Below are 15337 nucleotides of genomic sequence, written 5' to 3' on the forward strand. Positions count from 1 at the left end.
GCGAAGTTGACGTGAAATTCTATCGGGCTGGAATCGTCACCGGCTGCACCCATGCGGACTTCTTGTCTCCGATTTCAGACGGATTGTTATGGTCAGCGGAGGAGGTGACTTTTGCACGCACGTAAAGTTCCGTCCCTTGAAACTCGTAAGTCGCTGAGGTGCCCTCGGTTGTTTGCAAGACGCGACCGATCTTGGGGCTGTAGCGATGAGTGACCGCCAATGGTTCTCCATCGTCATTGAGAATCGGTTCTCCATCGAGCGGGGTATCGCGATCCGTTCCGATGAACTCGATCGTGTACGTTTCTCCCGGTTCCGGTTGAACTTCGACGGACATCTCTTTCTCGGTATGCCCGAACGAGGCGAGCGTCACACCCGAAGAAGCATAAAACTGGCCGGACTCAAGTGATTCGATGAGGCTTTTCGGGGTAAGCGAAGCTGCCTGAACCATCACCCATCCGCGTCCCGGTTCACTCGCTCTGCTTGGGATCGAATGGTAATTATGGCCGTCGTCGACCGCGAGACCGTACATCAGCGGAAGGTCGAGTCTGCCGAGCCGTTGGGACAACACGATGTCCCAGATTCGTTCAGTTGAGGCATGCGTTTCGTCGCCTGTGTTGTGGACGCCGGGGTGTCCGTTGTAGACCTCGAAGAACTTCTCTCCCTGCAGCTTCATGATGTCTTCCGCAGAGACAGCGTAGCCAAAGTTGGGATGATTGAGGTGAATGATCATCGGTTGCCCGGTCAGTTTCCGTTGGGAAACAACCGCGTCGACATTGTTCTGCATCGTTTCGAAGACGCTGTCTCCGTGACGGGGGACGACGAGTTCCTGCACGTTGCTGACATTCATGTGAATCGGATGTCGATGAAAGCTGTCGCTGATTTCTTCTCCCTGAATCAGAAGAAATGAATCGGGAACGTCGAGTTTCGCAACGACTTCGTCGAACTTCCTCAGACGGATTTGCAATTGAACGTCAACGGTCCGTTCATCGATCCAGTCTGGGAAATTGGCTTGGAGTTTCTCGTAGGCTTTCTGGCCCCCCTTCGTCTTCTCAACGACCACCCATTTCTCACTGTCAGCCAGGACGTTGTGATCGGTGAAAACCAGAAACTCGTAACCCTGATCGCGATACCAGAGTGCAATGTTTTCGAGATAGTCGTCCCCGTCACTCCAGTGAGAGTGGGTGTGCAGATTGCCTTTGTACCAGGTCAAGCTCTTGGGTGACTGAGCAGCCAACTCTCCCGGTGAGCCGGACATGTTGAGGCCAAAGCCTGTCAGGGCGAGGACTGCAACCAACAAAAGGAGAAGGAAGAGACGGGGCATGGGAGAACCTCAAATGACGCCGGTGGGGATGGGAGGGCGGGAAATTGTTCTTTGTTGAATGATAGTGATCGATGCCGTGATCGAGCAGGGCGGGCGATTGGACTGAAACGGCTACTCTTGTTGCGAATGTGAAGCGACTTTTACATCGCAGCCTGTCGGCCTGGCTTGTCGCGCTCAATATGCTCCATTCCGCAGGCTCCAGCAGTGGGGAGAATTTTGTGGGGGCTGCAATTTCCTTTGGGGTTAAAAGCTGACCGAATATCGGTCATCACACTGACATCGTCAGCAGCGAACAACTTGTCCATAAAGTTGATCTTCTCCACCCCGATTCCGTGTTCACCGGTGACGCTTCCGCCAAGTTCGATGCATTTGGAGAGAATAGCGTCTCCCGCCGCGATGACTCTTTTAACCTGATCCTCATCACGTTCATCGAACAGAAGAATGGGATGAATGTTTCCATCGCCTGCATGAAACACATTGACGATGCGGATGTCGAATTCTTTTTGAGTTTGGATAATGAAGTCGAGAATTTCCGGCAGCTTTGTGCGTGGCACGACACCATCTTGTGTGCAATAACTGGGAGCCAAACGTCCGATCGCTCCGAATGCCTGCTTGCGGCACTTCCACAAGAGTTGACGTTCGGCAGGTGTATCAGCTGAGCGAACTTCACGTGCGCCGTGTTGTTTGCAGAGTTCGATGATCTTTTGTTTTTCTAGATCAACCGCGACGTCGAGGCCGTCGACTTCGATCAGCAGAACCGCTCCAGCATCGAGCGGAAAACCGAAGTGAAAAGCATCTTCGAGTGCGCCGACGATCCCCTGATCCATCATTTCTAAAGCTGCAGGAATGATCCCAGCACCGATGATTCCTGAGATCGCTTCGGTCGCGTCCGAGACGGTTTCGAAGATTCCAAGCATTGTTCGATACGCGGCGGGATCGCGCGTCAGGCGGACCCAGATCTTCGTGACGACTCCGAATGTCCCCTCACTTCCCACGAATAATCCGGTCAAGTCGTAGCCGTTCAGTTCGCCCAGCGGACCACCCAATTGGATGAGTTCCCCACTCGGCGAAACGAATTCAACGCCCAGAACATGGTTGACCGTGACACCATACTTCAGCGTATGGGGTCCTCCGGAGTTGGTGGCGACATTTCCACCGAGAGTGCATGCCCCTTGCGAGGAAGGGTCGGGAGCGTAATGAAAACCACTCCCCTTGAGGTTCTGTGTCAGATGAACATTCACCAGCCCCGGCTCGACGATGGCAAATCTGTCTCTCGCATTGATCTCCAGAATTTGCCTCATACGAGTGAGGCAGATCATCACACCGCCGCCGACTGCGAGCGTTCCGCCAGCGAGGCTTGTCCCTGCGCCACGGGGAACAAACGGGATGTCAAACTCGTTGCACAGACGAACCGTTTCGACAACCTGATTGGACGTTGTCGGGAAGACAACGATCTCGGGCATCTTCTTTTCGACCACATAGCCGTCACATTCATAGACGATCAACTCGTCTTCACTGGCAATCAGGTCTTCGGGAGCATAGATGGAGCGAAGCCGAGTGAGAATCTCCGAAGCTACAGTGGCCATAAACCTTCACTTCTCTTCATTTCTAATCCGGAAAGCGCCGACACTTCCAATGCAAGTCAAGCTGCGCATTTGAAGGCGACTTCTCAGGTGATCGTTTCGGACGAGTATTGAAGAATCAGAACTCGACTGCAACTGACTTCCGGTGTTCAATCAGCCAGCTAAGGTGACACGAAAATGATTCATCAGGCAGATCGGAGACTCTATCGCTCAGAGTTAAGACAGCGGCTTCGCAAATTCACTTCCGAGCGCTCACCGTGAGTGTGATGTCGACGCACGATTAGAGTTCAAAGAGTGTTTGCGTCCGAAGAATGGAGAGATCGGACGGGAAAGTATGGAAGGTCTGGACCGCCAACATTTTGCTGTTGCCTTCCACGCGAGCCAGACTCAGCGGCCCCGGCAACAAGCGGTTTTGCGTTGGGAACTGATGTGAAACGAAGGACTTTTGTGCTTCGATTTCCAATTCCAGTTGGACACGTGTGAAGACTGAAAAGTCGACAGCATCGACTTCGCCTGCGAAGTGATAATTGAGCGGGTGCTCAGTTTCGTGAAGGATTTCGTCTTGCTGGTTGTAGAAATAGGTCTTCTGAAGTCCGAACGTCGAGAGCTTTAACTCGTCGGGAAGTGTGACTTCCACGATCGATTGTTCCCCGGACTTGAATTGAAGGTAATAGCCTCCTTCACACAATCCGATCGACAAATCATACAGCTCAGAATGGACTCGCCCGACGATCAGCGGGTCAAAGAGTTCGGGATGAAGAGAGCGGTCGAACATTCGGTAAGATGTTTCGTCGATGCTTGGACGAAGAGAATGAGTCGACATCTCGAGACCGCGCTTCCTATGTGAGAAGTGATCTTGAAACCCGAAGGTCACATTGTCCTGAAAGTCGGCGAACACCTTTCCAAGGACTTCCGAAAGTGATCTCAAACGGTGTAATCGTCTGCTTCCGAACACTCTCGTCGGCTCAATGGAAGAGGGGCGACACCCCTGAAATATGGGGGCACTGACTTCCAACTGGTCAAGTATACCCCATTCCCCCGATCGGTCGAGAAGGAGTTGCGGGAAGTTTTCAAAGAAAGATTTTTCGTGAGATCTATCTTCGAACTGGGTTGATTCTGGTCGAACGAATTGAACGGGTCAGCAAAGCTGCAAGCGGAGCCAACTCAATCGTGATAACCATCACCTAAATGTTCTTGATGCAGATCAGAGTGAAAACAATCAGCTCGTTAGCCGAGCGGCATGAGGTTTTGCAAGTATTGAATCGCCCGATTGGAGTCACCGATTTTGTCGCTGCCAGATGTCCGGCGGACATTCATCCATCCGCTGAATTCCATTTCATACAGAATTGCAGCGATCTCATCCCATTCTGCTTCTCCGCGTCCGACAGGGACTTCCTGTCCGGTCCCATCAACATCTGAGACAGCATCTCGGATGTCGACCTGTCCAACGAATTCGTAGAGGTCTCGCAGTTGTTGTTGAGGATTTCGCCGCGACAGAATCCAGCCTCCAATATCTCCATCAACGCTGAGCGGCCCTGTTTTGACATTCGACATGAGTTGCCGTAGCGATTCAGACGAGTCGCCAGAGGGTATGACGCAAATCGTCACACCTTCTCGATTCCCATGCTCAGCGAGGTCGCTCATGATTGGCAGCACAAGTTCCGTGTAAGCTTTGGAATCTTGCTCGGGGAGTCGTCCGATGCGAAGAGTCATCTGCCGAATTCTCAGCTTGGATGCAAACGTCATCGCTTCTCGAACTGCATTCAGACGTTCCTCCAGTCGGTCGAGTTCAAAGAGTGAAGCTCGCAGCGGGAAGTACGCTGAGGCAGCGACGAGATTGCGCTCGCTCAAATAATTCTGCAGCTGTCGACGTGCTGTGTCTCCGTAATCTTGCGGACGAACTTGAGTTCGCAGATCAAATTGAACGCCCTGAGCACGCATCTGCATCGCTGAATGCAACGACGTGCGCAGATCCTGACCGAATTCGTATGTCGCAACTGAGATTCTTCTTCCGAACACGCTATCCTCCTGAAGCACTCAACCCATCGAAGCAATTCCGATGGAATTGTGATCCCCATATCTGCGAATAAAGCAATTGGTTGAGACTCTTGTCCGACCTCTCGCAGTTCAATATTTCGCGATTCATCGACTACGAGTCGGACGATTTTCGAAACTTGTGAACAATCTAACATTCGTCGGATGATATCCCATTTCCCCAAGTGTCAACGGTCAGTTCTCGCGAGCGGATTCGCTGAGTGCCATTTCTGGCAATTCTGAGAGGCTGCTGGAATTCAACCTGACAATGCTCGATAACAGTGATCGGCGACTTCAACTTTCATTCATCCGATTGAATCATGAATCGATGGCGTATTCACTTAAAACTCTGACGAACTATCTCGAAGCATTCGCTCCACTGGACTTGGGTGAAGACTGGGACAACATCGGATTGCTCGTCGGAGATCCTGACGCTTCAATCGGGAGTGTGTTGACCTGCTTAACGCTGACTCCCGATGTTGCAGACGAAGCCATTCGACTCAACGCGGATTTGATTGTTTCTCATCATCCCGTCTTATTTCGCTCAGTCAAGAAGCTGACCACCGAGACGAATGAAGGCCGGATGCTTCTCAAATTGATCGCTCACCAGGTCGCAATTTACAGTCCCCACACAGCATTTGACAGCGCACTGAGCGGCATCAATCAACAGCTTGCCGAATCGTTTGGATTGACAGAGATTCAACCGCTGCGAAGTCTTCAGGACACGGAAGCGACCGCAGCAAGCGTAGGTTCCGGGCGCTGGGGGTTACTCAACGAACCCATGACAACCGACCAGTTTTTGGATCGTGTTCGCACGTCGTTGAAGGTTCGCAACCTGCAGTACACCGGAGATTTGCAGCAGCAGGTGAAGTCAGTCGCTGTCGCCTGTGGATCGGCCGGAGAATTTCTTCGAGATGCGAACCAACTCGGATGTGATGTGTTCATTACTGGTGAAGCACGATTTCACTCGTGTCTTGAAGCTCGCGAACTTGGCGTATTTATGGTGCTGGCGGGGCACTACGCCACGGAGCGGCCAGCAGTCGAATCCCTCGCGAATACCCTTTCAGCAGAATTTCCCGACTTGCAATGCCGGGCCAGCGAAGTCGAAACGGATCCCGTTCAGTGGAGTCTCGGATGAATCAGCCTTCCCAACCGCAACAGTCAGATGCCGAAATTCCTGACGGGCAAGAGACCGTTCAGTCAAAGTGGCCTCGCCCTCAATTTGAAACACTCATTTGGAGAGCGATTCGACTCCGCTGTCCTCGGTGCGGACAAGGTCACCTGTTCGAGGGATTCATTCGCATGCCGGAGAGGTGCTCTCATTGCAATCTTCGCATACAGCGTGAAGCGGGGTTCTATCTCGGCTCGACGTATGTCAATTATGGCCTGACTGCGGTCTTGATGACGGCGACCTTCTTGTTCTTACGACTTGTGATGAACATCCCCGCCAAGACGATGATCTGGCCATTGTTTGGCTTCTGTATTATTTTTCCCGTGCTCATTTTTCGTCAGGCCCGAGCCATCTGGCTGGCATTGGACTGTCAGTTCGACCAGTCCATTCTAAATGAGGAGTAAAGCCAAACTTGCAGCATCGCCAATTGCACCGACGACTGAACACGGACGACTTAATCCGAGACGAAAGGGGCGTTCGATGCGCACGTTCGTGATCGTCTTTCAGCATCTGCCCGCCTCCGAACTGGGAGCTTACGGAGGTTCTCGATCCCTCACAGCTTTCGATGAATTCACAAGCTGCGCGGATGTCTACGACTGGGTTTATGTCGCGGACCGAACTCACCCCTTGACGCAGGAATTAAATGGGATCTCCCGGGCCTCCTTCCGCCAGGCCAACTCAATCGAAGAGATTGACGACAACGTTCAAGAACTTGCTTCCGGTTCGTCCTCGGTGTCGACACTTCTTCTCAACTTGCCGAGCGATACGCCAATTGCAGAAATTGATCGGGCCTTCGCGAGTACTTTGAATTCATGGAAGACCGCTACAGACTCCAACGAACCAACAACGGTTGTCGTCACCGCAAATTTAGGTGAGCACATTGATGTCGACGCTTTAGCGACTCACCCGGAGCGGTCAGTCACCGAAGCTGCAGCCCATATACCGTTGATCATTCAACAGCCGGGGCAAGATGTTTCTCGCCGTCGATCCAGGTTACTGACGAGCGATTCAATTCCCAGTGCCGTGCGGGCAATTTCGGAATCAACAGGCAGTTATCTCAATTTTCGTGATGAGGCAGGGGCGACGCAGATTGAATACCAATCACGCTCCATGCAGGCCATCAGGACGGAACAAGCTCTCCTGATTCGTTCACGTGAATCCGATGAGTCAGGCGAAAGTCATTTCTTGTCGCTCTACTTGAAGCCGGAAGACTGCTGGGAAGTGTTGGATGTCGCGTCGCAGTATCCGCTGGTCGTCGAGCACTTTCTTGAAACCGGCGAATTGACGCTTCCGCAACAGGGGCATCAAGCATCATAATTGCAGAGTAGGAAATGCTTGTTCAATGACCTCAAGGAAGCGCGGATGAATTCCGTATTGCAGTTCAGCGACCAGATCTACTGTCTGCCTGTCGTACACGGGAGCGGAGATTTTGCGATTCAGGTTCGCGAAACAATGCTCGCGCAGAAGTTTGATTGTGTCGCTCTCCCTCTGCCGGAATCGTTTCGGACCCATGTTGAAGCGGGAGTGAGACACCTGCCAACTGTCTCGATGGTCGTGCAACCCGAGACAGCTCCGACTGCGTCGACCTGGACGCCCGAAGGGGAGAGCGAGTCGGAAAACATCGCCAGCTATGTGCCGATCGATCCGTGCCAGCCAGCGATTCAGGCCATTCGAGTCGCTCTTCAGGAACGGATTCCTCGGCAATATATCGATCTCGAAGTCGAGGATTTTGAGATCACAACCGGAGTTCTTCCGGACCCTTACGCTCTGAAACGAGTGAAAATTGAACAGTTTGCTGCGGCTGTCGTTCCAGAGTCCCGTCGTCCGGAGCGAGACCAGCATCGAGCGCGAATTGAGTGGATGGCTCGCTCGCTTCGTGAATTAGAGAAGAAGCATTCCGCAATCCTCTTCGTCTGTTCCGTGCTTGATTGGATCTGGATTCGAGATGCCTATCGGTCTCAGGAGTTTCGTCTCGCAGAGCCGGAAGCTGTTTATGAAACAGAGATTTTCCGTGTTGATCCGCGCACGCTGGTTTTCGTTTTGGAAGAGTTGCCGTTCATCACGAGCTTGTACGAACGCTCGCGATTAACGCTCGATCTCGACGACAATCTCTCTATCGATGGTGTCAAAGAGCTGCTCTTTGAATCTAGAAAAAGGTATGTCGACGAACATGGGCAAAAAGGTCGACGAATTTCGCCACTCACGATGCGGTCGATGCTCAAGTACATTCGAAATCTGAGTCTGATCGAACGCCGCCTGACTCCTGATCTGTACACATTGATCACCGCTGCCAAGCAAATTGGGGGAGATCTCTTCGCAATCTCACTCGCGGAAACGGCTCGTGAATACGAATTCAAGGAAAGTCTTCCATACGGTGACCTAAAGATGTCCATCGGACGCGGCGAATTTCCGAACGGTGACATCTTTCACCTCAAGAGCCGTTTGGCTGGTCAACCGGTCACGTGGCGTACCTGTGAGCTTCGAAATAAACCGCCGGAGATCGACAAGCAATCGTGGGCCATGAAATGGAACCCCTTCAGCCACTGTAGTTGGCCGCCGGAAGATGTCGCGATCGAACGCTTCCGCACTCATGTCAAAGATCGTGCATTGGCGATGCTTGGGAATGATCTTGCCCGAGTCGAAAAGTTCACTTCGAGCATTAAAGATGGAATCGATATTCGCGAAACGCTCCGCAACTGGCACACCGGCGAGTTGTACGTGAAAGAGAATCCCCCGAGTCGAGGGACTTTGGATTGCGTGATCATGCTGTTCGATTCCCCGGCCGATCCGCGTGATTATCCATGGAGAATCACCTGGCATGCCGAACATCAGGATGAGTCGACACTCTCGTTTTATGCCACTCCGTTCGAGAACGAATTCGTCGGACCTGGAATTGCAATGTCGACTTACGGAGGGGCGATGTTCTTGTTTCCACCACGTCCAATTCCCGACATCTGGCAAGATCGCCGATTTGACTCGGTCGATACGTTAGAAGAACGGCTTCTGATCGCTGCCTGCTACCATTCCAATGAGCGGCACATCGCTTTGCTGTCACACTCTCCACCGGGGATTGCGTGGAGACGGATCGCGAAGAGAAGCGGCAAGCGATTGATTCATCTGCCCCTGGCAGGATTCAGCAGCGAGACGATTCAGAAGCTCAAAATGTTCCATGTGCTGAATGGACGACAAGTTCGTACCTACGCGGAACACTTTATTCGCAAAGCTTGAGAACTGCTGCTGTCCGACGTTCGCGAAAGAGTGCGATTGCGATGCCGAGCAGTCCACAAGAAAACAAAAGCATCGTCGATGGCTCAGGAACAATTGGGCCAGCCGGACCGACGACTATGTTATCAAACTGATGAAAATATCCGTCCTGCCGCCACGTCACCGAAGTAATTGAATTGAAGTCCGAGCTAAACAAAAAGGTCTCAGCAGCGAACGCGATTCCATCGAGAGTGAATGATTGCATAGCTGTTCCGCCTCCGGTTTTTACCGCGACGAAGGTCACGGTCGTCGAGAGTGGAAAGTTCAACTCGGCAAGATCGATCGACTTCAAAGCAAATGAACCACCACCATCTTGTGTAAGTGTGGCGGAGTTCCGCGGGTCCAGAGGGTCGAGAGGATTCGGAACCGAGTTGATGATCAAGGATGTCGACCCGGTAAAGCGTGTGTCGAGTGTCCCGAAGCTGGCAAATCCGCCAAGCCCCGGCGTGGTTAACGTGTATCCATCTTCGCTGTAAGTCACTCCGGGGAGGGCATCCACGAATGTGTCCACATGGACGAGTTGTTCAAAATCGAGAACAACATCTGCCTCGACGCATGACCCGTTCATCATGTGGGCAGTGACAACGATGATTCCGACGAGATTCCTGAGCATCTGTCCCTCGTAGTCTGAATTTGCTGGTTGCACGGGCCGCGCAAGCGGTTTCGCATCCCGTACAAGTCTCAGGAAAAGTAAAGTCGGAATTGCTCTCAGGAAGAATTTTCGCGTGAGAATTATGATGATCCTAAGTTTCGGATCAGAAGTGCGGAGCGAAAACCGTTACGACCGGCACAATGTGAAACTGATTGAGTGGCTCGGAATTCTCATCATCAGGTTTCCGCTATCTTGGGCTCAGAGCGAGCAGAATTTCGATCGACTCCCCAACTGAAGCGATCATTGCAGCTCTTCTGCGATGATCACCGTCGATTGATTGGCATTTCCCGGCAGTTCATCCGGCTTATTGGGAGAGATTGCCGGAGAAGTGGAAGAGCCTGGATTGCGCTGAGGCGTTTGAAGCTTTCCGGTCTGTTTCCGTGGTGAATGTGAGATCGCTCGCATCCCCCACCACTCGGCAGCTTTGGAGAAATTCCACTCATGTGATGCTTTCAAGCGGTTCAAGCACTCTGCAAGTTCGACGACAGATTGCGGCCGGTTGCGAGGGTCTTTCTCCAGGCAACTCAAGACGATCTCCTCATACTCACGGCTAACGTTTGCTTTGAGGTGTCTTCGTAGTCGAGGTGGAGGTGTTTCAACCTGCGCGCAGATAATTTTGCGGAGCGGAAGATTCCCGAACAAGACCTGCCCTGAGACGAGGAAGTGAGCGACACCTCCCAGCGCGTAAATGTCTGATCGCTCGTCAACTTCGTCGGGGAAATGAATTGACTCTGGCGACATGTAGTTGGGTGTCCCGGTGATGCCCGTTTCTTTGTCTCGGTTGGCTCGCTCTCCCGTCACTGCCACCAATCCGAAGTCGAGGACTTTCGCGAAGTCATGAGCCCCAGCACATGTTGTTAAGACGATGTTCTCTGGTTTGATGTCGCGGTGAATGAGCCCTTTGTGATGTGATTCCGACAGCGATCCGCAGACCTGACAGAGAATGTGAATCGCCCGTCCTTCCGGAATTGGCCCGTGCTGGTAAACGAGATCGCTGAGGCTCAAGCCGTCCAAATATTCCATCACATAATAGAGCGTGCCTTCGGGAGTCACTCCGTAGTCATAAACCTGAACCGTGTGCGGGCTTGAGAGTTCGCTGGTGGTGCGGGCTTCAACGCGAAAACGTTCCAGCAACTGACGGCTGACGCGAGACGTTTTCATCATCTTGACAGCTGCCGGTCGGTGCAGCATCGTGTGTCGGGCACGGTAAACGATGCCCATCCCACCACGACCAATTTCTTCTTCAAGTGTGTAGCTGCCGAGTTGCTGTTCAACCCAATTCGTTTCGATGCTTGGAGCTTGAACAGCGGCCAGTGCCAGTCTTTCGAGTCGGTCGGACAGCCGGACCCGATTGACCGGGAGAGATTCGTTTCTCTCGATTTCTTCGTCGACCGAAGCGGCGATTTCAAGAAAGTCGAAGCCGGGAATGTGATTCTGGTACGCAACGAATCGCGAAATAATCTCTGGCTCTTGAGGGAAACCGCTTGGCAACAACCCACTGATTGCTACGGCAGCAATTTCGGAGTGCAGCAATTCTTCGTCGGCAAGAATGACGTCGTGCTCATGCTGATAGCAGGCACAGGCGACCACTTCTTCAGCGAAATTCCAACGTTGAAGGAGTTGTCCCGCGAGAGACGCGTGATCCCATTGAAACTCAGTGCGTTCAAAATCAACGATGGACTCCCGAGTTCGATCGAACTTGGAGTACGTGTCATCAAATTCATCGAGAAGGTGGTGCAACAAAATGTCCTGCAGCAGCGCAGCGACATAAACATGGTCCTGATCGACACCCAGCAGCTTCGCGACTCGAACAGCAAACATGGCGCGTTCCTGTGCTTCGATCAGAAACGAATCGACGGTGCTTCCCGATTGATCACGCGTCACAAACGAAGCGTGCAGTGCAGCGCTCATGACAAGCATCTTGCAACGACGGAGGCCAATCATTCCGATCGCATGCTGGATCGACGAAATTCTTCGCTGAAGCATGAGCGTGCTGGCGTTGACGAGCCGTAGCACATTCGAAGCGAGTTCCATGTCGACTTCGACGATTGTCGCCAGTTTCCGCAGCGGGATGTCGGGTCGCTCACAGACTTCGACAAACTGAGCCACTGAATGCGGAGGACGCGGAATCTGAATGCGCGCAGGCAGTCGCCCGAGAGGATCTGGGCCGAGTCGGCAAGCAACAAGTTTCGGCCAGTCAATCATTGGTGAGAGTTCTTGTGGTGAGGGCGTCGACGCAAGAAGACGAAAGCAGTCGGCAGGCACTTTAGAAAAGCTTACCTCGGCAGGAATCGACTGTCCGGAGTTCCTGACGAGCATCTTTTCGATTCGCAAAGCTTGCTCACAGTTTCAACTTTGAGGAGAGCTTTGACTGGAATCATCAACACGATGGAAAGAGCGACTGAGGCAGTCAGGACACGTTGCTTTCACGCAGCTACGAAGACAACCATTGCTCTTGTTCAATTGGTGTTCGTCGCTTCTCAGGCTCTCGGCGATCAGTCATGCAATTTCAGCGAAAGGCGATTGAAACATTTCTTCGCGGCACACTCTTGAACACTGAGGAGTAGTCCTTCATTTTGTTTGCTGTTGTTTCTTAGAAAGCCCAAAAGCGAAACATTCTCTCACTCGGAGAAAACATGACACGAATCCGAAAATACAGCCCGCCGAATTCCCTGTCTCAGTTAGCGAGTGCGATCACTCTCAGTTTGATCCTGGCAGCGACGCCGTCAGCTTTCGGAGCCGATTCCGCCAAGCTGGATCTTCCTGGAGATGGTCAGGCCGACGTGACCGAACAAATTCAGGAATCGATCAATTCTGGGGGCGGAAATCTTCAACTGCCGCGTGGAGTTCACCGAGTCACAAAAACTCTGACCATCAATCTCGACGAAGTTGGTCCGACGGCAATTTCGGGAAATGGAGCGGCAACGATCCTGATGGAAGGAGAAGGGCCGGCAATTCGATTTGTCGGGACACACGATGGAACCGCAGCTCCGGATTCATTCAAAAGAAATGTCTGGGAGAACCAGCGTGCGCCAATGGTCGATGGCATTGAGATTGTGGGAAAGAACCCAAAAGGCAACGGAATTGAAGCTACCGGCACGATGCAATTGACTGTAACTCGCTGCGTCCTCAGAGAGCTTCATCACGGAATTCATCTGACGAATCGGAATCGCAATATCATCATCTCTGACTGTCACATCTACGATAACTCCGGGATCGGAATCTACTACGACGACGTCAATCTGCATCAGTCGAACATCGTCGGATGTCACATCAGCTATAACGACGGCGGCGGAATTGTCAGCCGGGGAGGGGACGTTCGTAACGTCCATATCGGGACTTGTGATATCGAAGGCAACATGGGAGGCCCCGGAAAGCCTGCGAGTGCGAATGTCGATCTCGACTCAAGAAACGGCTCGATCGCCGAAGTTGCGATCGTGGGATGCACGATTCAACACGACCACGTGTCAGAAAACTCTGCGAACATTCGTTTCAACGGAAACAGCACCGCTCGTCCATTCACTGATGAAACGCGCCATGGAAATCTGACGATCGCCGACAACGTTCTGTCTGATGTGAAAGTGAACATCGAAGTGACCGATGCCCGAGGAGTTTCGATCACCGGCAATACGGTCTGGAAGGGATTCGAAGCAAACCTCGTCGTCGATAGCTCGACAAACGTCGTGGTTGCCAACAATGTTTTCGACCGAAATCCTCGATACCATTACGGAGATGGATCAACGTCAAAGAACGGGCTGCAATTCACCGATTGCTCCGGAGTGGTGTTCAACGGCAACCTCATCGACTCCGTGACTCACAATGATGCAGCCATTCAGCTTCTTCGCTGCAAACACTTCAACTTCACGAGTTGTTTGATACTCAACTGCAAGCCGGTTGCGATCGACATTCGAGAGTGCGAACGAACCCGCATCTTTGGTTGTTTGATCGAACGTCCCGACGATGCAACCGACGATTGGAAAGCCATTCAGATCGTCGACAGTCAGGGGATCTTAACGGATCACAATGAATAGACACACAGTTCTCGACGACCTCAGGTTTTGCGAAATGTGAGGTCGTCGTACACGGCTTGGTCATCGCTGTCGTGAGAGTCCTCAGATTCTCAAACTTTGACAGGGACGCGATGCCAAGCGTTGAAGAGATAACCTTTAAGGTTCCAATCGACGCTGCGCGGTTGGCGATCGCCAGTCGAGTCGATCGCGCGGACGATGATTTCATCGGTTCCAGATTTGACGTCGATTTTCGTCGACCACAGCACCCAGCAGTATTGATTGACCGGGGACGAGACTCTTGCCCGCTTCCATGTTTTTCCGCCGTCTGCTGAAACTTGGACTGCTCGGATGGTGACTCCCGGGTATCCCGGCGGCAGGGCGTAACCTGCAACAGTGACCTGCCCGGCATTTAATGATTCGCTGGGGCTGGGATTACAGATTACGGAATTGATCGGGTAGCGGTAGATGGGGCCTTTCTCGTCCCATTCAAGATCGTTCCCTTCTTCGACGACTTTATATGCTGTCGCGACGTAATGATTCGGCGAAGTGCGGTCGCTCAATGTGATCTTTCCGAGCCACTTCACGCTCCTTGCACCGATATAACCTGGGACAACCGTTCTCAGTGGCCATCCGTGATCCGGGGTCAGTGCTTCTCCGTTCATTTTTGTGCAGAGCAAAGAGCCCGGCATTTCCGCTGTGTCATCCATCGCTTTTCGAAGCGGAATCGAAGCACCGAACGGGATTGTGGAATCGTTGTGTGGCACGACATCGAGTCCGTCGAACCAGACGTGAGATGCTTCCGGGCGAACTCCGGCTTTCTTCAGAATCGACGACAGGATTGCTCCTGACCATTTCGCATTTCCAATGGCTCCTTCTTGCCACGGAACTCCTTTAATTGGAGAGACGCGACTATGTTCATAGCGTCGATTGCCTGCGCAAGTCATCGTGGCGACGACTTCTTGTTGCGGAAGATTGGCGATTTCTTCCAATGACAACTCGAGTGGTTTCTCGACCATTCCCTCGACTTTCAATCGGAACGATTTCGTGTCGATCTCTGGAACCGGGGCATGGCTGCGGATGTAAAACAGGTCGGTAGGCGTCATCCATGATTGAATGAGATCGTTGAGAGCGGGTTCCGCGTTCATCGGAATCGTTGTGTGAGCCTTCAACTTACCGACGACTTTCGGGGCTTCCTGACCGAAGCTCATCGGCGATTTGAACAGTCCAAGTCCGGCTGCTGTTCCAGCTGCCAGTGATGATCCCAGAAAGGAACGGCGTGAATGAGCGGGCAAAGTCATCTCA

General features: G+C 52.5%; 12 protein-coding genes. 5 read left to right on the top strand and 7 right to left on the bottom strand.

Features of this window, described 5'->3' with window-relative positions; genetic code table 11:
* Window positions 1-19 precede the first annotated feature (19 nt).
* The 4 genes from AB1L42_RS18805 to AB1L42_RS18820 all read right to left on the bottom strand — a co-directional run bounded on the left by AB1L42_RS18805 (window position 20) and on the right by AB1L42_RS18820 (window position 4923).
* Window positions 20-1321: a hypothetical protein gene (locus AB1L42_RS18805; RefSeq protein ID WP_367059644.1), complete on the bottom strand. Its 1302-nt coding sequence runs from the start codon at window positions 1319-1321 to the stop codon at window positions 20-22.
* Between the two features lie 140 nt (window positions 1322-1461).
* Complete coding sequence (locus AB1L42_RS18810) at window positions 1462-2907, bottom strand: FAD-linked oxidase C-terminal domain-containing protein (RefSeq protein WP_367059647.1); 1446 nt, start codon at window positions 2905-2907, stop codon at window positions 1462-1464.
* A 277-nt stretch (window positions 2908-3184) separates the two neighbouring features.
* On the bottom strand, window positions 3185-3727 hold the full coding sequence (locus AB1L42_RS18815; protein ID WP_367059650.1) for a DUF2617 family protein: 543 nt from the start codon (window positions 3725-3727) through the stop codon (window positions 3185-3187).
* 404 nt (window positions 3728-4131) lie between these two features.
* Window positions 4132-4923, bottom strand: coding sequence for a TIM barrel protein (locus AB1L42_RS18820; protein ID WP_367059653.1), 792 nt, complete (start codon window positions 4921-4923; stop codon window positions 4132-4134).
* A gap of 343 nt (window positions 4924-5266) precedes the next feature.
* On the opposite strand from AB1L42_RS18820, the gene AB1L42_RS18825 reads away from it, so the two are divergent.
* The 4 genes from AB1L42_RS18825 to AB1L42_RS18840 all read left to right on the top strand — a co-directional run bounded on the left by AB1L42_RS18825 (window position 5267) and on the right by AB1L42_RS18840 (window position 9337).
* Complete coding sequence (locus tag AB1L42_RS18825) at window positions 5267-6076, top strand: Nif3-like dinuclear metal center hexameric protein (RefSeq protein WP_367059656.1); 810 nt, start codon at window positions 5267-5269, stop codon at window positions 6074-6076.
* Window positions 6073-6513, top strand: coding sequence for a DUF983 domain-containing protein (locus AB1L42_RS18830; RefSeq protein ID WP_367059659.1), 441 nt, complete (start codon window positions 6073-6075; stop codon window positions 6511-6513). Before AB1L42_RS18825 ends, AB1L42_RS18830 begins: the two co-directional genes overlap by 4 nt.
* 76 nt (window positions 6514-6589) lie before the next feature.
* Window positions 6590-7426 carry a hypothetical protein gene (locus tag AB1L42_RS18835; RefSeq protein ID WP_367059663.1) on the top strand — a complete coding sequence of 279 codons (837 nt, stop codon included), beginning with the start codon at window positions 6590-6592 and terminating at the stop codon, window positions 7424-7426.
* 45 nt (window positions 7427-7471) lie between these two features.
* Complete coding sequence (locus AB1L42_RS18840; protein ID WP_367059666.1) at window positions 7472-9337, top strand: hypothetical protein; 1866 nt, start codon at window positions 7472-7474, stop codon at window positions 9335-9337.
* Here AB1L42_RS18840 and AB1L42_RS18845 read toward each other — a convergent pair.
* Together AB1L42_RS18845 and AB1L42_RS18850 are read right to left on the bottom strand one after the other, a co-directional pair.
* Window positions 9321-9986: a PEP-CTERM sorting domain-containing protein gene (locus AB1L42_RS18845; protein WP_367059670.1), complete on the bottom strand. Its 666-nt coding sequence runs from the start codon at window positions 9984-9986 to the stop codon at window positions 9321-9323. The two genes, AB1L42_RS18840 and AB1L42_RS18845, sit on opposite strands and share 17 nt — an antisense overlap.
* A gap of 279 nt (window positions 9987-10265) precedes the next feature.
* On the bottom strand, window positions 10266-12230 hold the full coding sequence (locus AB1L42_RS18850; RefSeq protein ID WP_367059673.1) for an HDOD domain-containing protein: 1965 nt from the start codon (window positions 12228-12230) through the stop codon (window positions 10266-10268).
* Between the two features lie 431 nt (window positions 12231-12661).
* Here AB1L42_RS18850 and AB1L42_RS18855 point away from each other — a divergent pair, with 431 nt between their 5' ends.
* The gene (locus AB1L42_RS18855; RefSeq protein ID WP_367059676.1) at window positions 12662-14056 is read left to right on the top strand and encodes a right-handed parallel beta-helix repeat-containing protein; all 1395 of its coding nucleotides are present in this window, start codon (window positions 12662-12664) and stop codon (window positions 14054-14056) included.
* A gap of 89 nt (window positions 14057-14145) precedes the next feature.
* On the opposite strand, the gene AB1L42_RS18860 is transcribed toward AB1L42_RS18855, so the two are convergent.
* Complete coding sequence (locus AB1L42_RS18860; protein ID WP_367059679.1) at window positions 14146-15333, bottom strand: molybdopterin-dependent oxidoreductase; 1188 nt, start codon at window positions 15331-15333, stop codon at window positions 14146-14148.
* Window positions 15334-15337: the final 4 nt, after the last annotated feature.

This window comes from Thalassoglobus sp. JC818 (assembly GCF_040717535.1).
GTDB lineage: Bacteria > Planctomycetota > Planctomycetia > Planctomycetales > Planctomycetaceae > Thalassoglobus.

Excerpts from the sequence above, each read along its gene's own strand:
- AB1L42_RS18805 (WP_367059644.1), bottom strand. The coding sequence starts at position 1,321 with ATGCCCCGTCTCTTCCTTCTCCTTTTGTTGGTTGCAGTCCTCGCCCTG.
- AB1L42_RS18810 (WP_367059647.1), bottom strand. The coding sequence starts at position 2,907 with ATGGCCACTGTAGCTTCGGAGATTCTCACTCGGCTTCGCTCCATCTAT.
- AB1L42_RS18815 (WP_367059650.1), bottom strand. The coding sequence starts at position 3,727 with ATGTCGACTCATTCTCTTCGTCCAAGCATCGACGAAACATCTTACCGA.
- AB1L42_RS18825 (WP_367059656.1), top strand. The coding sequence starts at position 5,267 with ATGGCGTATTCACTTAAAACTCTGACGAACTATCTCGAAGCATTCGCT.
- AB1L42_RS18830 (WP_367059659.1), top strand. The coding sequence starts at position 6,073 with ATGAATCAGCCTTCCCAACCGCAACAGTCAGATGCCGAAATTCCTGAC.
- AB1L42_RS18835 (WP_367059663.1), top strand. The coding sequence starts at position 6,590 with ATGCGCACGTTCGTGATCGTCTTTCAGCATCTGCCCGCCTCCGAACTG.
- AB1L42_RS18840 (WP_367059666.1), top strand. The coding sequence starts at position 7,472 with ATGAATTCCGTATTGCAGTTCAGCGACCAGATCTACTGTCTGCCTGTC.
- AB1L42_RS18845 (WP_367059670.1), bottom strand. The coding sequence starts at position 9,986 with ATGCTCAGGAATCTCGTCGGAATCATCGTTGTCACTGCCCACATGATG.
- AB1L42_RS18850 (WP_367059673.1), bottom strand. The coding sequence starts at position 12,230 with ATGATTGACTGGCCGAAACTTGTTGCTTGCCGACTCGGCCCAGATCCT.
- AB1L42_RS18855 (WP_367059676.1), top strand. The coding sequence starts at position 12,662 with ATGACACGAATCCGAAAATACAGCCCGCCGAATTCCCTGTCTCAGTTA.
- AB1L42_RS18860 (WP_367059679.1), bottom strand. The coding sequence starts at position 15,333 with ATGACTTTGCCCGCTCATTCACGCCGTTCCTTTCTGGGATCATCACTG.